19 protein-coding genes and 1 tRNA gene are annotated in these 21,766 nt (G+C 39.8%); 5 read left to right on the top strand and 15 right to left on the bottom strand.

The annotated features are described in order from the left end of the window. Nucleotides 1–106: 106 nt before the first annotated feature. Nucleotides 107–625 carry an LURP-one-related/scramblase family protein gene (locus EKM98_RS09585; RefSeq protein WP_125982316.1) on the top strand — a complete coding sequence of 173 codons (519 nt, stop codon included), beginning with the start codon at nt 107–109 and terminating at the stop codon, nt 623–625. 66 nt (nt 626–691) lie between these two features. Here the strand turns inward: EKM98_RS09585 and EKM98_RS09580 are convergent, their stop codons facing one another. Then, complete coding sequence (locus tag EKM98_RS09580; protein WP_125982314.1) at nt 692–1,258, bottom strand: GNAT family N-acetyltransferase; 567 nt, start codon at nt 1,256–1,258, stop codon at nt 692–694. Between the two features lie 161 nt (nt 1,259–1,419). Between EKM98_RS09580 and EKM98_RS09575 the strand changes: the two genes are divergently transcribed. Together EKM98_RS09575 and EKM98_RS09570 are read left to right on the top strand one after the other, a co-directional pair. Then, nucleotides 1,420–2,865: an amino acid ABC transporter substrate-binding protein/permease gene (locus EKM98_RS09575; RefSeq protein WP_125982312.1), complete on the top strand. Its 1,446-nt coding sequence runs from the start codon at nt 1,420–1,422 to the stop codon at nt 2,863–2,865. Continuing rightward, complete coding sequence (locus EKM98_RS09570) at nt 2,862–3,608, top strand: amino acid ABC transporter ATP-binding protein (protein WP_125982310.1); 747 nt, start codon at nt 2,862–2,864, stop codon at nt 3,606–3,608. The genes EKM98_RS09575 and EKM98_RS09570 overlap by 4 nt, the downstream gene beginning before the upstream one ends. A gap of 489 nt (nt 3,609–4,097) precedes the next feature. Here EKM98_RS09570 and smpB read toward each other — a convergent pair whose 3' ends face one another. The 8 genes from smpB to rpoN all read right to left on the bottom strand — a co-directional run bounded on the left by smpB (nt 4,098) and on the right by rpoN (nt 13,612). Beyond that, nucleotides 4,098–4,568 (bottom strand): SsrA-binding protein SmpB, encoded by a 471-nt coding sequence (gene smpB, locus EKM98_RS09565; RefSeq protein ID WP_125982308.1) that lies wholly within the window; start codon nt 4,566–4,568, stop codon nt 4,098–4,100. 24 nt (nt 4,569–4,592) lie between these two features. Beyond that, complete coding sequence (rnr, locus tag EKM98_RS09560; protein WP_125982307.1) at nt 4,593–6,992, bottom strand: ribonuclease R; 2,400 nt, start codon at nt 6,990–6,992, stop codon at nt 4,593–4,595. Nucleotides 6,993–7,109: 117 nt separating this feature from the next. Further along, nucleotides 7,110–7,346: a preprotein translocase subunit SecG gene (gene secG, locus EKM98_RS09555; protein ID WP_125982305.1), complete on the bottom strand. Its 237-nt coding sequence runs from the start codon at nt 7,344–7,346 to the stop codon at nt 7,110–7,112. Nucleotides 7,347–7,743: 397 nt separating this feature from the next. After that, nucleotides 7,744–8,499 carry a triose-phosphate isomerase gene (gene tpiA, locus EKM98_RS09550; RefSeq protein WP_068225285.1) on the bottom strand — a complete coding sequence of 252 codons (756 nt, stop codon included), beginning with the start codon at nt 8,497–8,499 and terminating at the stop codon, nt 7,744–7,746. Nucleotides 8,500–8,579: 80 nt separating this feature from the next. After that, complete coding sequence (locus tag EKM98_RS09545; RefSeq protein WP_125982303.1) at nt 8,580–9,791, bottom strand: phosphoglycerate kinase; 1,212 nt, start codon at nt 9,789–9,791, stop codon at nt 8,580–8,582. Nucleotides 9,792–10,006: 215 nt separating this feature from the next. Then, the gene (gene gap / locus EKM98_RS09540; protein ID WP_068225289.1) at nt 10,007–11,029 is read right to left on the bottom strand and encodes a type I glyceraldehyde-3-phosphate dehydrogenase; all 1,023 of its coding nucleotides are present in this window, start codon (nt 11,027–11,029) and stop codon (nt 10,007–10,009) included. Nucleotides 11,030–11,066: 37 nt separating this feature from the next. After that, nucleotides 11,067–12,104 carry a sugar-binding transcriptional regulator gene (locus tag EKM98_RS09535; RefSeq protein WP_125982302.1) on the bottom strand — a complete coding sequence of 346 codons (1,038 nt, stop codon included), beginning with the start codon at nt 12,102–12,104 and terminating at the stop codon, nt 11,067–11,069. A gap of 197 nt (nt 12,105–12,301) precedes the next feature. Beyond that, nucleotides 12,302–13,612 (bottom strand): RNA polymerase factor sigma-54, encoded by a 1,311-nt coding sequence (gene rpoN, locus EKM98_RS09530; RefSeq protein WP_125982300.1) that lies wholly within the window; start codon nt 13,610–13,612, stop codon nt 12,302–12,304. 79 nt (nt 13,613–13,691) lie between these two features. Between rpoN and EKM98_RS09525 the strand changes: the two genes are divergently transcribed. Both EKM98_RS09525 and clpP read left to right on the top strand, forming a co-directional pair. Continuing rightward, a tRNA-Arg gene (locus tag EKM98_RS09525) sits at nt 13,692–13,763 on the top strand. Nucleotides 13,764–13,993: 230 nt separating this feature from the next. Then, a complete protein-coding gene (gene clpP, locus EKM98_RS09520) occupies nt 13,994–14,575 on the top strand; it encodes an ATP-dependent Clp endopeptidase proteolytic subunit ClpP (RefSeq protein ID WP_068225295.1) in 582 nt (193 codons plus the stop codon). A 371-nt stretch (nt 14,576–14,946) separates the two neighbouring features. On the opposite strand, the gene whiA is transcribed toward clpP, so the two are convergent. From whiA to EKM98_RS09490, 6 genes are all read right to left on the bottom strand, one after another. Next, nucleotides 14,947–15,894, bottom strand: coding sequence for a DNA-binding protein WhiA (gene whiA / locus EKM98_RS09515; protein WP_125982298.1), 948 nt, complete (start codon nt 15,892–15,894; stop codon nt 14,947–14,949). Next, nucleotides 15,891–16,898 carry a gluconeogenesis factor YvcK family protein gene (locus EKM98_RS09510; protein ID WP_125982296.1) on the bottom strand — a complete coding sequence of 336 codons (1,008 nt, stop codon included), beginning with the start codon at nt 16,896–16,898 and terminating at the stop codon, nt 15,891–15,893. The genes whiA and EKM98_RS09510 overlap by 4 nt, the downstream gene beginning before the upstream one ends. Next, the gene (rapZ, locus tag EKM98_RS09505) at nt 16,895–17,779 is read right to left on the bottom strand and encodes an RNase adapter RapZ (protein ID WP_068225299.1); all 885 of its coding nucleotides are present in this window, start codon (nt 17,777–17,779) and stop codon (nt 16,895–16,897) included. The genes EKM98_RS09510 and rapZ overlap by 4 nt, the downstream gene beginning before the upstream one ends. A gap of 91 nt (nt 17,780–17,870) precedes the next feature. Further along, entirely contained in the window at nt 17,871–18,410 is a 540-nt protein-coding gene (locus EKM98_RS09500) for an HdeD family acid-resistance protein (protein ID WP_125982295.1), read from the bottom strand. 239 nt (nt 18,411–18,649) lie between these two features. Continuing rightward, the gene (gene argH, locus EKM98_RS09495) at nt 18,650–20,038 is read right to left on the bottom strand and encodes an argininosuccinate lyase (RefSeq protein WP_125982293.1); all 1,389 of its coding nucleotides are present in this window, start codon (nt 20,036–20,038) and stop codon (nt 18,650–18,652) included. 223 nt (nt 20,039–20,261) lie between these two features. Further along, the gene (locus EKM98_RS09490) at nt 20,262–21,467 is read right to left on the bottom strand and encodes an argininosuccinate synthase (protein ID WP_125982291.1); all 1,206 of its coding nucleotides are present in this window, start codon (nt 21,465–21,467) and stop codon (nt 20,262–20,264) included. Nucleotides 21,468–21,766 lie beyond the last annotated feature (299 nt).

The raw sequence follows: 21,766 nt of genomic DNA, 5'->3' as shown, positions 1-21,766 counted from the left end.
CTCGGACTTTGGTTTATCCTAGTCTAATCGACATCGTTAGCAATCCTCAGAATTTAAGCTTTTTCAAACACGCTCTATGTTACACTCTTGCAAAGAGGTGAATTGTGTGCTGCAACTGTACATTAAGCAACAATTACTGGCATCTAAAGGAGTACCCATCATTGTTCGGGACCAAAAAAATAAGCCCCGTTTTCTGGTTACTGGGCGTTTTGGTTTACGCCAAGATTCATTTACCCTTTACGCCATGGATGGTCATTACATTGCTGAAATTAAACAGATGTCATTAGGTTTATTTCCTAAATTTGATCTTTATCTCGGTCACAAAAAAGTTGGCGCCATCAAGAAAATGTACGGTGTTTGGCACCAATTTCAGTTTGTTAACGATTTAAATTGGATTATTATGGGGGATTTATTACGCCATCACTATAAAATTTACCACCGAACAGAAACCTTGTTAGTGATGGATAAGGCCTTCTTATCAGATGGTGATTACTATCAACTTTCAATCAAGCATGAAGCTGACGCACCCTTATGTATTTTATTAAGTCTCGTTTTAGATCATTGGTCGGTTCGCCGGGATAAAAAGCCGCAGAAACGCCGCAACCTTAACGCAATCTATGATTAACTAAAAGCACCACTTCTCAATCACCTTATTGGACAACAGATGATTGAGAAGTGGTGCTTTTGAGTTTTAATCGTTCGTAAGCTGCATGTGTTCGTAACTATGACCACTTAAAGTCGTCATTCCAACTTTTTTATAGCCCATTTTGAGGTAAAGCTTTTTAGCGTTAGGATTAGCAACATCGACGTTTAAACCAACCTTGTTAAAGCCCTGCTTCTTCGCTAAATCAGGAATTGCCTTTAATAATTCGGTACCGACACCCTGGTGTTGTTGATTTTCTGCAACGGATAACGTGTCTAAATACCATTCCCCAGGAAAAGCTTCCTTATCTGTGAAGACCTTATCGTTTGGGTCCGCGCCCAATTCAGGTAAGTAGGCCTTTAAGGCATCATCAATGTGAGCCTCGGCCTCAGCGGGATAGCCAAAAGCAACCCCAACGACCTTATCATTACGTAACGCTACTAATCCGTGTCGGTAGCTATAACGATAATCCTCGGTTTGGTAGGCTTTAGCAAGAACATCAAAAAAGGCCTTCTGTTCAACGTTTTGCAAAAATGGTAGTTCCATCTCTTCTAACACAATATTGATAATCGGAACAACTGCCTTTACGTCTTTCTTTTCTGCTGGTCTAATCATAATTTATCCTCCTTGTGACTCTATTAACCAGTGTACGAAAGGATTTCAACTCTGTCAAAGTTAGAATCCGCAAAAAGGATAGTCAGCGTTTAAAATCTATGTTATATTAGATGACATAGAGTCGTGTCACTTTATATAACATATTATTTGGAGGCCTTTTTATGCGCAAGCGTTTGCTTTGTTTAGGCACAGTCCTACTAGCTTGTTTGAGCTTTTTTACGTTTTTTAGTACTAAGACTCAGGCAGCAGAAAAAACTTATACAATTGGAACAGATATTACATACGCGCCATTTGATTTTCAGGATTCAAACGGTCACTATACCGGCATTGATATTGATTTAATTAAGGCCATCGCTAAAGAAGAAGGTTTTAAAGTTAAATTAAAACCAGTTGGCTTTAACGCCGCCGTTCAGGCAGTTGAAGCTAACCAAATGGATGGTGTCATCGCTGGTATGACGATCACCAATGCACGTAAACAGCAGTTTGATTTTTCTGATCCCTACTACTACGCCGGTGAAGTTATGGCGGTTAAACAAGGTAGTTCCATTAAATCGCTGGAAGATTTACGTGGTAAAAAAGTAGCCCTCAAAGTGGGTACTTTAGGTGCAAGTTACGCCAATTCAATTAAAAAGAAGTACGGTTTCACAACGACAGAATTCGATCAATCAAATGATATGTATAATGATGTTACAAGTGGTAATTCGGCCGCTGCCTTTGAAGATTACCCGGTTATGGCGTACGGCATTCGTAATGGCATGAAAATGAAAATTGTGACCAAACCAAAGGCCGGTGGTAGTTATGGTTTTGCGGTTAAAAAAGGTGAAAATCAAGAATTACTAACTAAATTCAACACTGGACTAAGTCATTTAAAGAAAAACGGTCAATACGATAAAATCGTTGCTAAGTACTTAGGTAAATCGGCCCAGGCCAAAGAAAAGAAAGCAGCAACGAGTAATGACGGTCTGCTGAGTTTGGTTAAACAAAATAAAAGTTCCCTGCTCAGTGGTCTTGGTCAAACACTTTACTTGACGTTTATTTCAATCATTCTGGCAACTATTCTTGGCGTTATCGTTGGTTTAATGCAAGTAATGCCCGTTAAATGGGTTAACTGGCTTTCAAGCATCATTATTTATATTTTTCGGGGAATGCCTTTGCTAGTTCTGGCCCTCTTTATCTATATTGGTGTTCCAAACCTAACCGGTAGTAAAATTTCCGCATTCGTTGCTGGGATTATTACACTAACACTCAATGAGGGCGCCTATACTGCTGCTTTCGTTAGTGGTGGTATCAAGGCAGTTGATCCTGGACAAATGGAAGCAGCACGCAGTCTCGGTCTTCCTTACGGTAAGGCAATGCGCCGCGTTATTTTGCCACAAGGTGTCAAAATTATGGTTCCTTCCTTCATTAATCAGTTCATTATTACCTTAAAGGATACTTCAATTTTATCCGTGATTGGTATTCTTGAATTAACGCAAACAGGTAAAATTATCATAGCTCGAAATCTACAGGGCTTTAAAGTTTGGACAATCATAGCAATTATGTACATTGTTATCATTACGCTATTAACCTGGCTATCCAAATTTGTTGAAAGGAGAATCAACGATTGAGCGAACAAAATTTAAAAGTTGATGTCACTGACTTAATTAAAGATTACGGTAATAATCACGTGTTAAAGGGACTTAACTTACAAGTTAAAAATAATGAGGTTGTCTGTATGATTGGCCCATCCGGCTCAGGTAAAAGTACTTTTCTTCGTTGCTTAAACAAACTAGAAGATCCCACTGCCGGCCAGATTGTGATTGACGGACACGATATCTCCAATAAAAATACCAATATGAACCACGTTCGGGAAAAGATCGGAATGGTTTTCCAGCACTTTAATCTCTTTCCTAATCTTACTGTTTTGGAAAACATTACTTTAGCACCAATCGAATTAAAAAAGATGACTAAACAAAAGGCCGAAGCAACTGCTCACGATCTTTTAAAAAACGTTGGCCTAGATGAAAAAGCGAATGCCTACCCTGCCTCCCTATCAGGTGGCCAGGAACAACGAGTTGCGATTGCCCGGGCGTTAGAAATGCAACCGGACATTATGCTATTCGATGAACCAACTTCCGCCCTTGATCCAGAAATGGTTGGCGATGTTTTAGACGTTATGAAAAACTTGGCCAAACAAGGAATGACCATGATTGTCGTAACTCACGAAATGGGATTTGCCAAAGAGGTTGCTGATCGCGTTGTCTTTATGGCCGATGGTCACATTATGGAAGAAGGCCGACCAGCTGACCTATTTGATCATCCTAAAAATCCACGCACGCAGGACTTCTTGCGTAAGGTGCTCAACGCGTAAAGTAGTCACTTATCTGCCTGAAACCCACATCCGATAAATGGCACGGTACCACTAAAAAATATAAATAGCGGTTATAACAAAAGTTAGATTTTGTTATAACCGCTATTTTTTGGACCAAAAGATGCTTTCGTTCGGCCCCTTCTTATTAAATTTTTTGTTTAACGATCTGGCAATTAGCCCAAACGAATAATCTTCATAGAATCTTTTGGCGCCAATATCCTGTACAGATGTGTTGCACATGGCTTATTAAGCACATCCTAACACCTCCACAAAAATACTATAGCATATTCATTTTGGACAGTAAGTGTAGATGATAAGGCTTTAATTAATTTTTTTCAAATGGTGCAATTAATGTGCAATCAGCCAGTAAATTCTCATTATTTTCAAGAAATATCAATTATTAATCAAAATCGATAAACTAGAGTGCCATAATTAATGAGAAAATTGATGTGTGTTTTTAATCAAAATCAACAAAAGAATCACCGCTAATTAACGGTGATTCTTTAAAACACGTTGTAATTCGCGATCTTGCTCACGACGTTTAATTGTTTCGCGCTTATCGTACTCATGCTTACCTTTGGCAACACCAATTAAAACTTTAGCAAAGCCGTGTTTTAAATAAACCCGTAGCGGCACCAAAGTAATACCGGCACTACTAGTTGCTACACCGAGTTTACGAATCTCTTTTTTGTGCAACAACAATTTTCGATTACGTAATGGATCAACGTTAAATTGATTACCCTGCGCGTAAGCACTAATGTGCACATTTTCAAGCCAAAGTTCATCACCATGAATCCGAGCAAAACCGTCCTTTAGATTCATGCGACCGGCCCGGACTGACTTGATTTCGGTACCGGTTAACGCAACCCCCGCCTCGTAAGTCTCTAAAATACTGTAATCATGACGGGCTTTTTTATTCTGCGCTAACACGTTATCTTGCTTCTTTTGTTGTTTCGCCACTAGTCTTCACCTCACTACTTAAGGCTATTTTTTTCTGGTTTGCTGACTTTGATTAGTGTGACTGATTCGTGGATGATTGCCACTACCACTAGATTGTGGCCGCCGGCGATTATTACTATTGTGCGTATTATTATTACTACGTCCTTTAGTATTTCGGTTATTACTGTGGTTGCGGTCATTTTGGCCGCGGTGATTAAAGGTACGGCGTGGTTTTGGTCGTTCAACCAAATCGCCGAGGTCACTAGTTGGCGTATTCTCATCGGGCAATAATTTAAAATCAATCTGACTTTGTTCTAGGTCAACGTTAGTCAGCTTAACCCGAACTGCTTGGCCAATGCGGTAAGTACGCTTAGTGTGTTCCCCAACCATTGCTAAATAACTTTCTACAAAGTTATAATAATCGTCATCCATCGTTGAAATATGAACTAAACCTTCAACGGTATTCGGTAACTCAATAAATAAACCAAATTTCGTTACTGAACTGACCACTGCGTCAAACTCTTCACCGACTTGTGGTAACATATATTCACATTTCTTCAAACTATCAGTATCCCGTTCAGCATCAATCGACCGCCGTTCCATCTCAGAACTGTGCGTGGCAATACCATCTAAATCATCACGGAATCTAGCCTGTGCCTCTTCATTCGTGCCGTTTTCTTGGTACCAATGAATTAACCGGTGAACCATTAAATCAGGGTACCGGCGAATTGGTGACGTAAAGTGCGTATAATATTTAGCCGCAATCCCAAAGTGCCCTAATAATTGATCTGCATACTTGGCCTGTTTAAAGCTACGTAACAACATAATTTGAACAACGGGCTGAAGTGGTGAACCATCAATTTTTTCAAGGACCTTTTGCAACATTTTTGGAGTAATGTTTTCAATATCACCCTTGGCAACTACCCCAATATTATTGATGAATTCATAAAACTTCCGCATTTTTTCACTATCCGGCGTTTCGTGTACCCGGTATAAAAATGGCACGTGCATTTTACTATAGTGTTCAGCAACCGTTTCGTTAGCCGCTAACATAAAGGATTCGATCATCCGTTCACTGGTCCCACGCTCGCGCATTTTAATATCAGTTGGCTTACCATTTTCATCTACAATAATTTCTGCTTCAGGTTCATCGAAATCAATGGCACCACGGCGATGACGCATATCACGTAAAATCTTGTGTAATTCGCCCATTACTTCAAACATTGGCACCAAATCAGCATATTCGGACCGAACGACATCATCCTTGTCGTCAAGTATTTGGTTGACCTCATTATAAGTCATTCGAGCAGAACTTTTAATGTAACTTGGAAAAATTGCGCGATCAATGATTTCGCCTCGGGGGTTAACTTCCATTTCGCAGGTCATCGTTAAACGCTCAACTTGGGGATTTAATGAACAAATACCATTTGATAATCGTTCAGGTAACATTGGTAAAACCCGGTCCGTCAAATAAGTACTAGTACCACGATCAAAAGCTTCCTGATCAAGTGCTGTTCCTGGTGTAACGTAATGCGAAACATCAGCAATACTAACACCTAAGTGATAGTTACCATTATCCAATTTCCAAACAACAACGGCATCATCAAAGTCCTTAGAAGAGTCTCCATCAATTGTAACAAAATCTTGAGCAGTCAAATCTTTTCGACCAGTCTTCTCTTCTTCCAATACCTCGGCAGGAATATTGTTTGCTTCTGCCATAACCTCATCCGGAAATTCAGTTGGAATACCGTGACGATAGACAATTGAAAGAATATCAACACCAGGCGCATTCTTGTTACCCAAATCTTGTAACGCAATACCACGCATACTCTTTGGGTACGCCGTACTAGGGTAATTAGTAACGTCAACAACAACCATATCGCCATCTGTTGGGTGAACACCAGCATCTGAGATGTATACTGGTACGTCCTGTAAACTCTTTTGCGTTAAATGAACGTAGCCAAATTGATGTACTTTTTGAACTTCACTAGGTGGAAAACCCGTGAACTCACCAACGACCCGCGTAAAATTACGCTTAGTAACCGCGGTAATCTTTCCTTCTGGTCCTTTTCCACTACCTGGTTGAGCAGCCTTAATAACCTCAGCCTCAACTTCATCGCCATTTAAAGCATAGTTGGTGTTATCGGCCGAAACGTAGACATCTGGCAATTCAGGATCGTAAGAAATAAAACCAAAGCCACGATCGTTAGCGTGAAATACGCCTGCTACTGTTTTTAACTGTTCTGGCATCGCAAAACGACCACTACTATCCGTTCGAATCACTTTTTCCTGCTCAAAACTGGTCAAAGTTTGAACCAATACCTTAAAAGCACTGGCTCCTTGCAAATTTAATCTCTCATTAATTTCTTCAACGGTATAAAAATGTTTCTGATGTTGCTTGAAGAAATTTAAGACTTCCGTTTCAAATAATTCGTCCTTCTTCAAATTAAACCTCTTTCCAAAATACATCATGTATTTTAACTCATTCAAAATTATTTTTACTATCTTATTCGGTTAAAAACCTAAAAAAACCTCCTGCCATAAAAACAGGAGGTCAGTTCACTAGTGCGATGACACGTAAGCTAATATCAAAGATAGGGCAAAAAAGAGAGTACCAAGTACGATAGTTACTTTCTGCATAAAAGCTTCAAAACCACGTGCTTTTTGTTTGCCGGATATCTCTTGAGTCCCACCTGACAGTGCACTTAATGCATCTTGCTGTTTACTAGGTTGCATCAAAACTGCAATGATGATCAACACAGAAACAACAAGTAATAGGGTTAAAATTGTATTGTACACCCTAGTACCTCCTTCGATTAAATCCGTTGTTCGTTATTTATTCTACAAACGAACTTTCATTGCTTTTTATTATACCATTGATTGAAATAGAACAAAACCCAAATGCAAAAAAGTGTACAAAAAAAGGGGCTGGGACAAAAGCCCCTAGCCTCTCATTGTTTCTGAACGTTACCCTAGAACGTGCGCCAAAAGTCTGGGTTCACGTGCCTAACTACGACTAATCGAATAACCATAGTACGGTTATTTGATTAGTCTACGTTACGCAGTAAACCCAAAAACGACTTTTGTCCCACTTCCTTTGTCTAAACCACTCGATCAGGAATAATTTAAACGTGTCTAAAAGGGCAGATTTCTGTTGTAACTAATCCTTTGGAATCGGCACCCTTTGAGACACTCTCTAGTCTTGATAATGAACTAATTCTAGGAATGAATCTGGCTGTAAGCTAGCTCCACCAACAAGACCACCATCGATATCAGGTTGACTCATTAATTCTTTAACGTTAGCTGGCTTCATTGAACCACCGTATTGAATACGAACGTTTTCAGCAGTTGTTTGATCGTATAACTTAGCAACTGTTTCGCGGATTAAATGACAAACTTCTTGCGCTTGGGCAGGAGAAGCAGTTTCACCAGTACCGATTGCCCAGATTGGTTCGTAGGCGATGACAAGTGAAGCAACTTGCTTTGCTGATAAGCCCTTTAAAGCAGCAGTAACTTGTCCAGAAACCCATTCGTTAACTTTGCCGGCCTTACGGGTTTCTAAAGTTTCACCACAGCAGATAATAGGTGTTAAACCATTATCAAATAGTGCGTGAGCCTTTTTGTTGATGTCTTCATCAGTTTCATGGAAATAACCGCGGCGTTCGCTATGGCCAATAATGCCGTAGTTAACACCCATTTCAGCAAGAACTTTTGGTGAAGTTTCGCCAGTAAAGGCACCATTATCTTCGAAATAGTTGTTTTCAGAAGCAATGTGTAAGTTAGTTCCCTTAGCAGCATCTAACAAAGTTTGAAGATCAACTGCTGGAGCACCGATAACGGCTTCTACTTTAGTTGTTTCAGGTAATTTACCCTTGATCCCAGCAACAAATTCTGCTGTTTCTTTAGGGTTTTTGTTCATTTTCCAGTTACCTGCAATAATTGGTGTACGCATAATATGAAACATCCTTTCTTATGTAACAAGAATGGGATCAAAAATTTAATTTTCATCCCAAACTTATCAGTAATTAATGCTTATTTATCAGAAATAGCTGCAATACCAGGTAAAGTCTTACCTTCAAGGTATTCAAGTGAAGCACCGCCACCAGTTGAAATATGAGTCAACTTGTCACCAACGCCTAATTGTTTAACCGCAGCGGTTGAATCACCACCACCAACAATTGTTGTTGCATCAGTTAAAGTCCCTAAGAACTTACCAATTTCAAGTGTGCCCTTAGCGTAATTACTCATTTCAAAGACACCCATTGGTCCGTTCCAAACAACTGTCTTAGCGTCTTTAAGAACATCTTCAAAATTAGCAATTGACTTTTCGCCGATATCTAGAGCCATATAGCCATCAGGAATATCGCCTTCAACGTCTTTGCTAGGTACGTCATTATCAAATTTTTCAGCAACAACGTTATCAACTGGCAAGACCAATTTGTCGCCGGCCTTTTCGATAATTGATTTGGCTAAATCAATCTTATCTTTTTCAACTAATGAGTTACCAATCTTGATACCCTTAGCAGCGTAGAATGTATAAGTCATACCGCCACCAACAATAACCTTATCAGCCTTACTCAATAAATGATCGATAACACCGATCTTATCAGAAACCTTAGCACCACCTAAAATGGCAACAAATGGATGTTTAGGATTATCAACTGCGTTACCTAAGAATTTGATTTCTTTTTCCATTAAGAAACCAGCTGCAACCTTTTGGCCTTTAGCCTTCATTGCAGTGGCAATCCCAACGTTTGAGGCGTGTGCACGGTGAGCCGTACCAAATGCGTCATTGATGAAAATATCGCCTAATGATGCCCAATATTCACCTAATTTAGGATCGTTTTTGCTTTCACGTTTACCAAAATCATTGTCAATATCTTGGAAACGCGTATTTTGCATCAAAAGAACAGAACCGTCTTCCATGCCGTTAATTGCATCTTCAAGCTGTTTGCCTTCGTTAACTGGAACAAAAGTAACCGGTTTGTTCAATGCTTCGCTTAAACGAGTTGCAACTGGTTCAAGGGTTAATTCTTTCTTATCTTCGTCGGTCTTAATTCGACCTAAATGAGAAAGCAAGATTGCTTTGCCACCGTGATCGATAACGTATTGGATTGTTGGTAATGCAGCAACAATACGGTTGTCATCACCAATCACACCGCCTTTAATTGGAACATTAAAGTCAACGCGAATTAAAACTTTTTTATCTTTTACATCTAAATCAGAAACGATTAATTTAGCCATGAAGGATAGCCTCCTAATTTTAATTTTAAAATGAATTTTTATTTGTCTAAATAACGCCACTTACTAAGTGCTCTCATCCTTAGTTAAGTCACATTATTTAGCGATTTTAATTTTATCCGTAAGAGCAACAGAATAAAAAGAAAAAAGGTAGAGGAAGTTTACCTCCCTCCACCTTTTTAAAGATCTTTTAATTACTAAATTAGTTAAACTTTAAATTAAAGAGTAGCGAATTTGAGTAAAGTACGAACCATTTGGCAAGTGAAGCCATATTCGTTGTCGTACCAAGCAACAGTCTTAACTAATTGCTTGTCGCCAGCTGTTGTAACTTCTGTTTGAGTAGGATCGAAGATTGAACCGAATGTAGTGCCGATAACGTCACTTGATACGATTTCATCTGCGTTGTAACCAAAACTTTCGTTACCTTCAGTATGTTTCTTGATTGCTGCATTAACATCATCAGCAGTAACGTTTTTGTCAAGGATAGATACTAATTCAGTTAATGAACCATCAACAACACCAACACGTTGTGCATGGCCTTGTAATTTACCCTTCAATTCTGGGATAACTAAGCCAATAGCCTTAGCTGCACCAGTTGAATGAGGAATTGTGTTAACAGCTGCTGCACGTGCTGCACGTAAGTTACCGCCACGAACTGGGCCGTCAAGTAACATTTGTGTAGAAGTGTAAGCATGGATAGTTGTCATAGTACCAACTTCAAGACCAAATTCTTGGTTTAAGAAGTAAGCCATAGGAGCTAAGCAGTTAGTTGTGCATGAACCAGCTGAAACAATCTTATCATCAGCAGTTAAAACATCATCATTAACGTTGTAAACAACAGTCTTCAAGTCGTTGCCGGCTGGAGCTGAAATCAAGACGCGCTTAGCACCTGCATCCAAATGAGCTTGTGCTTTAGCTTTAGATGTGTAGAAACCAGTACATTCAAGGACGAAATCAACACCATCGTTCTTAACCCAAGGAATATCTTGTGCTTTAGGTTCAGCATAGACACGATATTCTTTACCGTCAACGACGATACCATTGTCAGTAGCGCTAACTTCGCCAGCAAAAGTACCATGTGTTGAATCATATTTCAATAAGTGAGCTAACATAGCAGGTGAAGTTAAATCGTTGATTGCGACAACTTCGATATCATTTGATTTAGCACCAAGTTCGAAAATACGACGGAAAGCCAAACGGCCGATACGTCCAAAACCATTAATACCAATTTTTACAGTCATACTAAAATTTCCTCCTTTAGGAAATAAAAAATTTATTTTAAAGGGTTACCCCTTTTAAAATCAAGTTTGCAGCACCTTCATCAGTGATTAACCACGTTTGTTTAGGTGCTAATTTTGTGTAAGCCTTAATTGCAGCAGCTTTGCTTTGCCCACCTGCAACGGCGACGACACATGGAATGTTTTGTAAGTCACGAAGCTGTAATCCGATCCGTGGAATCTTATAAATAACCCGTCCACTCGCATCGAAAAAATAACCAAAAGCTTCGCCGACAGCATGCTCTTTTTCAAGCATTTTAATTGTAGCTAGTGGCATATTTCGGCGCTTCGCCATCAAAGCAGCCACACCAATACTATGGACCACACTGGCACTTTTGTCAACTAGTGCTAACACGTCTTTAATCGCCGGTTCTTCAAGCAATGGCCGGTATGCACGCTCACTAACGTGTTCCGGAATATACAATACCCGGTACTGTCCACCAGTGTGAAACGCCATTCGCGCACACACCGCATTGGCCTGAATATCAACGGCTTCACCAAGACCACCACGAGCAGGGACAAAAGTGAGATTGCGGTGCGCGGATAATTTTGGGCTCAACGTATCAGCAATTTTTGCCATCGTTGTGCCACCCATCGCTGCAATAATATTATCGCCATTAGGTAATAATAAGTCCAGCGTTTCGCTCACTAACTTTCCCATATCATCCAGAACCTTAGCCTGCTGATCAGAATCGCCAGGCACGATTAGGCAATGATCGATTTGCAACACAGTACTTAATTGCTGCTCCTTAGCGCGAAGACCAAGAAGATTATCCATCACTGCTTCTAACCCTTGAAAAGTTGTTTGCCCCTTTTGAGTCAGCACCATACCAGACTTAGTTACACTGAGTAAATTATGTGCCCGCAAAAAATCTGTTTCCGTTCGCAATACTCGCTCACTCTTACCAATCTTTTGTGCTAAAACTCGGCGACCAACTGGTGCCATCCAATAAATATTCTGGAGTATCTGGTAACGTAATTTGGCGACAAGAATCAAATCAGGCGCTAAGGCTTCAAGCCACGCTAAGTCCTGGTGCATCGCAATCCTCTTCCTTAGTGGGACAATTATCCCCCACTGTGTCATCTAGCGACCCATTACGGCCAAAAAACAAAGTGCACAGTACTTTTTCTGTCCACTTAGACCACAACTCGTATTATAGCAAAACTGATTATGAATGCAAGGTTCTAGCAACGATAATTCTTAGCTTAAAAACCGCCTCAAAAATTACCCTTTTTTTAAAACCGTTTTCTTTTTGAAGATGACGGTATTCCAAGACTTTCACGATATTTCGCAACGGTTCTACGAGAAATTGAAATATTTTTTTCTTCTAAAAGATTTACCAATTTTTGATCCGATAATGGTCGCTTTTTATCTTCATCGTTAACTATTCTTTTTAACTGCTGTTGAACATTATCGGCGGAAAATTGATCCCCTACCGATCCGCCAACTGCGTTCGAGAAAAAGTGGCGTAGTTCAAACACGCCAAAATCCGCCTGTAAATACTTACCATTCACACTTCGACTAATCGTTGATTCGTGTAAATCTAGTGTCTGCGCAACATCCCGTAACATTAGCGGTTGCAGTGGATGATCAGACCGTAAAAAGAAATCAAGTTGGCGTTGAACAATCACCTGGCCAACACGTAAGATAGTATCGCCGCGTTGGACTAAACTCCGCTTCAACCAATCAAATTCTCGTTTCTTTTCCTTCATATAATCGGTTACTTCTTGATCCTTAGTCTGTACCATTTGATTAAAATAATGTTGTTGAAACATTAATCTTGGCCTTCCTGCACGCGTCGGGCTAACACTTAGCTGGTTGTTAGCTTCTTTTTGAACCAATAAATCGGGAATAATGTAATTATTCTGATTTTGTGTAAAAATAGCCCCTGGACTGGGTGACAACGTCTGAATATAATCGAGAATATGTTGAACCTCGGCCAACGTTGTTTGATAACGCTTAGCGATTTTGTCCCAGTTTCGATCAACAAAATCATTAAAACTCTCTTCCAAAACGATATATGCTAAATTAGGTGCAGCATTATCTTCTTGAATTTGTAATAATAAACATTCTTGAAGATTGCGTGCCCCAACACCAGGCGGATCAAGTTGTTGCAATAAAGTTATGGCGTCCAAGAGTTGCAACTGATCGGCGCCCGTTTTTTCCATTGCATCCGTCAAAGAGATTTTTAAATAGCCATTAGAATCAATGTACTCTAGTAAAAATAGGACAAGATCTCGCAGCGGTGTATCCCGCAAAGTTAACCGAACTTGTTGGAGCAAATAATCAAACAATGATGATGGTGTGTCCGGAATTGCGTTCATATAGTTATCAGTCCGATTGCCAGTCAGTGAACTAGCAGTTGTTCCCCCAGAATAATCGGCCTTGAGTTCAATCAATGGATTTTCAAGGCTTTTCTGTTCAAGAAATTTTTGTAACCCATCCACACTGAATTGTAGCATCTGGATTGACTGTTGTAATTGCTGGGTCATAACAAGCTTTTGTACTTGTTTTTGCTGTTGGCTCATCGCCTGTTTTAACGCCATAAAAATTCCTCCCAACATTCTTTTAGATTATACCTTGTGTTTTGAGGATAATTCCGGTAGAATATTCTGTGTTGCTTATGCGCCTGTAGTGTAATGGATATCACGTGAGATTCCGGTTCTTGAGATGGGGGTTCGATTCCCTCCAGGCGCATCAGTTAGGCTGCCTTTGCGGGCAGCCTTTTTTATTATCCAAAATTAAAAATGAGTTGTACCATTAGTAATTATTATACGTTTTCTCTACCTGTGGTACAACGTCATTGCTTTAGAAAAAATTAGCGTTAAATCATTTGACCTTTTCTGACCAATGTACTAAACTGGCATTACACTTAATTGAGTGCTAAAATCATATTGAAATCTAATATTCATCTAGGAGGTCACACTATGTTAGTTCCTACAGTCATTGAACAAACTTCACGAGGCGAACGTTCTTATGATATTTACTCTCGCCTTCTGAAGGATCGAATTATTATGCTTTCTGGTGAAGTTAATGACCAGATGGCCAACTCCATCATTGCTCAGCTTCTTTTCCTTGATGCACAAGATTCAGAAAAAGATATTTCCATTTACATTAATTCACCAGGTGGCGTTATTACCGCCGGCCTCGCAATTTTTGACACAATGAACTTTATAAAATCAGATGTACAAACAATTGCAATGGGTATGGCAGCTTCTATGGCTAGTGTTTTATTAGCCGCTGGTACTAAGGGCAAGCGCTTTGCCTTACCAAATTCGACTGTACTTATCCATCAGCCTTCTGGTGGCGCTCAAGGTCAGCAAACTGAAATTGAAATTGCGGCCCAAGAAATCTTAAAAACACGTAAACGGATGAACCAAATCTTGGCTGATGCTACTGGTCAACCAATTGAAACAATTCAAAAAGATACTGACCGCGATAATTACCTTACCGCTCAGGAAGCTAAGGATTACGGTTTGATTGACAGTATTATGGTCAACCAAAAATAAGCATTAATTAATTGATTGAGGCTGGGACAAAAGTCCTGGCTTCTTTTTGTTTCCGAGCATTACTCTATAACGTGCGCCAAAAGTCTGGATTAACGTGCCTAACTACAGCCAATTTAATAACCATAGTACGGTTATTGAATTGGCCTACGTTACGCAGTAAATCCAAAAGCGACTTTTGTTCCACTCCCACTTTTTTTATACCCGTCCCAAAAAAGTGTTGAACGCAAACTCACTTGGTGATCTTTACCAGCAGTGATCGGCCCAGCACTGAATTAGAAAGTTTTTCACTATAAAAAGCGTGAAATCAGCCGCCATCATTTGCTAGTCCACCGACTAACTACAATAATGACAGCTGGTTCCACGCTTTTTTATTAAGAAACAGCTCTACCTTGCCGTAAATTATCCGCAACTTCATTTAGTTTTCGTAAACGATGGTTGATACCCGATTTAGAAATAGCACCACTAGGCACCATTTCCCCTAACTCCTTCAACGTTATATCGGGATTTCCTAGTCGCAAAACCGCAATTTCTTGCAACTTAGCCGGCAAACTATCTAGGCCGGCAACTGCACTAATAAACTTAATATTCTCAACTTGACGTGTTGCCGCGTCGATTGTTTTATTAAGGTTTGCTGTTTCGCAATTAACTAGGCGATTAACTGAATTTCGCATATCACGAACAATCCGAATATCTTCAAACTTAAGCATTGCATTCGTTGCACCTATCAACTGTAAAAAATCGGCAATTTTTTCTGCTTCTTTAAGATAAACAATAAAACCACCCCGTCGCTCTGTCGTTCGGGCGTTTAGGCCAAATTGATTAATCATGGCGGCAACCTTTTGATTGTGCTCTTCATAAAGTGAGTAAATCTCAAGGTGATAGCGACTTGTTTCAGGATTATTTACTGAACCGCCAGCTAAAAAAGCGCCACGCAAGTAGGAACGAATTTTTTGTTCAGAATTAAGGACTTCCAGCGATGGCAACGTTGATAATGTTGAAATACCATCTAAAATATGCAAATCATTTAAAACTTTATTCGTTCCTTGCTTTAATCTAACAATATAAAGATTATTTTTTTTAAGTTTCATTTTACGGCGAACAATTAATTCACTTTCAACCGCATAATTTTGTTTTAAAAGGGTGTACATTCGCCGAGCAATTGCCGGATTCTCCGTTTGTACATTTAAAATAAATTGGTGATTAAAAATACTTAATGAACCATTCATTCGGATTAAAGCCTCTAATTCGGCCCGAGCGTGTTCCCGGTGCACTTCAAGCGTCGTTAGTTCTTTCTTTACTTCGCTAGCGTAAGAGCTCATTTTATCACCTCAGAAGGTTGTGATGCTAAATGAAGTAACTCATGAGCTACCTTATCACCGTCGTGAAAAACACCATGATCACGTAATTCTAAAAAATCATCGGAAATCACGCGACAACTTAAGTCACGTAAGCCGTGAAAATCATGTTGCACCTGAACCAAATACTCATCGTACTTTTGGTGATCCATATAATTATCCGGAACGGGTTGGGTATTAACCAACACCGTATTAACAAAATTAGCGCCTAAATGCTGGTTTAAGACGCGAACATGTTCAGCATCCGTAAAGTGCTCGGTTTCACCTTTTTGCGTCATAATGTTACAAACGTAGACAACCTGCGCCTTAGTTTGTTTAACCGCTGTACCAACATTCTCGATCATTAGGTTAGGTAAAATACTCGTAAACAAACTACCAGGGCCTAAAACAACAATGTCGGCAGTCATAATCGCATTAATCACTTCTTTAACGGCGTGAGGCTTTTCCTGCCCTACCGCCGAAGTGACCCAAACACGTTCAATTTGCTTCCCGGCACCAGTAATTTCCGCCTCACCAGCAATATCGCTGCCATCAGAAAAATGGGCATTCAAAATCAAAGGATCATTGCTGGCCGGATAAACGTGACCGTCAATCTTCATCATCGTCGACAACTCCTGAACTGCGTCAAAGATTCCTGATTTCATTTCTGATAACGCCGCAATAATTAAATTACCAATTGCGTGGCCAGCAAGAAAAGAATCGTTACTATTAAACCGGTACTGAAAAATATCCAAATAGAGTTGTGGTAAATTCGACAAAGCCGCTAACACATTACGAATATCACCTGGCGGGACAACGTTAACATAGTCACGAATAATCCCCGACGAACCACCGTCATCTGCAACAGTGACAACGGCCGTGATATCAGCGTTGAGCTTGTGTAAGCTTTTGAGGATAACTGGTAAACCAGTCCCACCACCGATCACCACAATTCGTGGCTGTCGATAATTTGTAATGTGCTTGGTCATGAGCGATTCACCGTTTCCTTTCGTTTATTAACGTCGCGGTGGGTGACCTCCACGGCATATTGCTGACCTAAATCAGCCCCTAACCGCTTGGCAATGGCAACAGAACGATGTTGCCCACCAGTACAGCCGATCGCTATCGTCAAATTTGTTTTTCCTTCATTTTGGTAGCCAGGCATAATTGTGTGCAGAAGTCCGCTAAACCGTTCATAAAACTCCTCAGTAGCAGGTTGTTGCATCACGTAATTGTAAACCGGCTCATCTAATCCAGTTAGCGGTTTAAATTCTGGCACGTAATAAGGGTTGGTTAAAAAGCGGACGTCCATCACAATATCGGCGTCAATTGGCAAACCGTACTTAAAGCCAAACGATATAACTTCAATGTGAAAAGTCGCCACATCTTTTAATTTAAAATTCTCGAATAATTTCTCACGTAATTCCCGAGGCGTTAAAGTGGTTGTGTCCACGACTAACTGCGCGCGCTGCTTAATTTCATTTAGCAACGCACGTTCTTTGGAAATACCGTCCATTAGTCGGCCTTCCATTGCAAGTGGGTGTGAGCGTCGTGTTTCTTTATACCGGGAAACTAGCTCTTCATCCGAAGCATCTAAGAAAAGAATCTTCGTGGTGACAAAACTAGTGTTATCCAAATTGGCCAACATATCGTTAATTTCATCGTAAAAAGCACGTGATCGCAAATCAATTACTAAAGCAATCTTAGTGACCTTACCCGATTCTTTAACCAATTCCCAAAATTTAGGAAGTAAACCAGGTGGCATATTATCAACACAAAAATAGCCTAAATCTTCAAAGCTTTGCATTGCAACGGTTTTGCCTGCACCGCTCATACCAGTAATAACAACTAAATTTAGTGCATCAGCCATTTTAACGCTCCTCTTTAAATTTGCTCAAATTTTAATTTATTTGTATGTTTCAATACTAACATACCGGGCGTGTCATGCATAGTAACTAATCTTACTGCTTTCGAGCGAAGGCAATCATTAAATAATTTAGCCCAAAAAGCAAGAAATAAATACTCACCATGAAACTAAGTGAAACCATCGATAATAGTGGGTTTAAAACTAATATAATCGCAAAAATAATTCCTAAAATATCAAGGATCACCGATAGCCAATAATAACCGGTACCGAATAGTCGTAGATGTCGCGCCGTTATGAGTCCATTAATCGAATCAATCAAGAACCAAAAAGCAAACAAGTAACTTAATACCAATACGCCCGTTGCAATGTGGGCCAAGAAAATGAAACCAATGACGATATCCAAAATTGCAATTACCAAACTAACCCGTGCTAGTTGACCAATTGTTTCGCGCATGGCCTGATAACTCGATAAAGTGGTCACCCCCCGTACAATTGCGCTGATTGCAAAAATAATGACAATACTTGATAAAGCCAGTCGTGGTGCGACGGTAACAAAGTAAGCAGCAATCAAAAAGATAATTCCTGTAATTAACTCTGACCAGTCAAAGCCCCATTGACGTTTTTTACTAAACATTTTCAACACCCCTTTCAAGTTAATTAAATGATAGTGGTTTCTGCGTAAAAGTGCAATTTTAACCAAAAAATCTGATTCGACAAAGTACATCGAATCAGATAAATAAATGCAGCTAGCATTGGGGAAAATTAATTTTCTTTGCTTGCGAATACTTTTAAGGAGACTAGGACAAAAGTCCTAACCGTTTACTATTCCCAAACATTACTCTAAAACGTGCGCCAAAAATCTAGGAGGCACAACTAATCCATCTTAAGTAGCGCTTTAGCCGCAGCTATTTGGCGTTTAATTTGTTTAAATCCGGTTCCGCCTAAAGAATTACGCCGTTCAACCGCAGTTTTTGGATCAAGTGCGGTATAAATATCGGCCTGAATTAATGGTGATATTGCTTGATAATCGGCCAAACTAACGTCCTTTAAGTATTTGTGTTCCTTGATACATTTCAACACTAGCTCCCCAACTAACTCATGTGCTTGCCGGAACGGTAATCCCTTGCTTGCCAAATAGTCGGCTAATTCAGTCGCATTAGCAAAATCATGCGTTGTTGCGTAGGCCATTTGTTCTTTTTGGACTTTTAAGGTTTCCAACATCCCGTTAAAGACCGTCAAAGATTGTTCAACCGTGGTTACCGCGTCAAACATACCCTCTTTGTCTTCTTGAAAGTCCTTATTGTACGCTAACGGTAACCCCTTCATAACAGTTAGGAGACCCATTAAATCACCGTAAACCCGGCCCGTTTTACCTCGAATTAATTCGGCCATATCTGGGTTCTTTTTTTGCGGCATAATTGAGCTGCCCGTCGAATATGTGTCATCCATCTCTAAATAGTGAAATTCTTGGCTATCCCAAAGCACAATTTCCTCGCAAAAGCGCGATAAATGCATCATTAGTTGCGCACAATTACTGAGAAATTCTAAAATAAAATCACGATCACTGACCGCATCAAGACTATTTTGGTAAACAGCCCCAAAGCCTAACTGTTCAGCAGTATAGTCCCGGTCAGTCGGAAAAGTTGTTCCTGCCAAGGCCGCAGCACCAAGTGGTGACATATCTGTGTGCTTTAAATTAAATTCGAAACGATCATAATCACGCTTGAACATTTCAAAATAAGCCAATAAATAATGCGCGTAAGAAATTGGTTGCGCGTGTTGCATATGGGTGTAACCTGGCATCAGCGTTTCGACGTTATCCGCCGCCTTTTTTACAACGGTTTCTTGTAACTGCTTAATGAGCGGCAAAATTTTGTTAAGGTGCTTCTTCAAGTAAAGGTGCATATCAACAGCAACTTGGTCATTACGACTACGAGCCGTATGTAACTTACCGGCGACAGGACCGATTAAATCGGTCAATAATTTCTCTAAGTTCAAGTGAATATCTTCATTTTCAATAGAGAAATGTAGTTCCCCCGCCGCCAACTTGGTCTGCAATTGATGCAAGCCAGTTGTGATTTGGTCGGCCTCATCGGCTTTAAGAATTCCCGTCTTTTTTAACATCGCCACGTGAGCCAGTGACCCAATTAAATCTTCTGCGGCCATTTTCTGGTCAAAATCAATCGAGGCGCCAAACGCCTGAACATATTTACTTGGTTCCGCTGTAAAACGGCCACCCCATAATTGATGATTTTCTGCCATAGTTATCCTCCTAAAATATACTCGATTACCTTAAAGTAGCTCTGATATTTTTCTTAGTCTATTTACAAGCTACTAAATAATAAAAATTGTACTTAGATCTATCTTAATGTAAATTCAATAAAAAAACGAACCAGATTAAATGTAACCACTATTTAACAATAGTTGAACCAACAAAAAAGAGCTAGGATAAGTTCATTCTGCTCCCAACTCTTTTTGCTTTGCGTTAGTCTTTTGCTTTTTCCTGAACCTGAGTATAAACCTGAGTTGGTAGACCCCATAACTTGATGAAACCTACAGCAGCATCTTGGTCGAAGGTATCAGAAGAAGTGTAAGTAGCCAAATTCTTATCGTATAGTGAATATGGTGATTTACGTCCTTCAACAGTTGCGGTTCCCTTATATAGCTTTACACGAATTGTCCCTGTAACAACCTTTTGCGTCGTCTTTAAGAAGGCAACCAGTGCTTTGAAAAGTGGTGAGAACCAAAGGCCATTATAAATGGTATTGGTCATTTGACCTTCAATTGTTGGTTTAAAATGAGCCAAATCACGTTCAAAGGTAAGATCTTCTAATGCCTTATGAGCCTTAATCAAAACCATTGCAGCAGGTGCTTCATAAACTTCACGGGATTTGATGCCAACCAAACGATTTTCAATGTGATCAATTCGACCAACACCATGTTTGCCAGCTAACTTGTCTAATTTTGCGATTAAATCAACTAAATTCAATTGCTCACCATCTAAGGTTACTGGAACACCCTGTTCAAAACCGATTTCAACGGTCGCCGGTGTATTGGGTGCGTCTTCAACGGCATTAGTTATCGCGTAAGCATCAGCAGGTGGTGTGACCCATGGATCCTCAAGCACACCAGCCTCGTTAGCCCGGCCCCAAAGGTTTTGGTCAATTGAATAAGGGCTATCTAAGTTAATTGGCACTGGAATATTATGTTCTTTAGCATAATTGATCTCTTCTTCCCGTGACCATTTCCAATCTCGAACTGGTGCTTCAATCTTCATTTCTGGTGCTAAAGCCCGAATTGCAACTTCAAACCGAACTTGATCGTTACCCTTACCGGTACAACCATGGGCGATGGCCGTGGCCCCTTCCTTGTGTGCCACTTCAACTAATTTTTTAACAATCAATGGCCGGGATAATGCAGAAACTAGCGGGTATTCACCCTCATACAAAGTGTGTCCCTGCAAGGCAATCAAAGCGTAATCGGCTGCAAATTCGGCGCGGCAATCCAAAGTATAAGAAGCAATTGCACCCATCTTCAAGGCCTTTTCTTTAATAAAAGTCATGTCTTTGCCAACTTCACCAACATTAATACAAGTCGCAATCACATCGTAACCTTTATCGATCAACCATTTAATTGCAACTGACGTATCAAGTCCACCTGAATATGCTAAAACAATTTTTTCCTTTGCCATCAATTATCTACTCCTTTAACGTTAAAAATAATTAGGTTATTGCTTGGTTTCCACCAGTCTCTAATGTTATTTATTTTGCTTTCATTAGTTTCTAACCTTTACGATGATATTAGCATATACCCTTATTCAGTTTAATGCAACTTTTTTATATAATTATTCATAAAAAAGTAACATATACCCCTTATTGTGTATATTTCTCATTTTGTTAACCATAAAATGATTACAAAAACTGACTAACATTAGTGGTGAATCATAATTCGACGGAATTATGATTCACCACTTTTATATTCTGTTAAAGT

It is taken from the genome of Loigolactobacillus iwatensis (assembly GCF_003950295.1).
In the GTDB taxonomy this organism is placed as follows: domain Bacteria; phylum Bacillota; class Bacilli; order Lactobacillales; family Lactobacillaceae; genus Loigolactobacillus; species Loigolactobacillus iwatensis.
The sequence above is the reverse complement of the archived record's forward strand: the minus strand, read 5'-3'. Positions and strand labels throughout refer to the sequence as shown.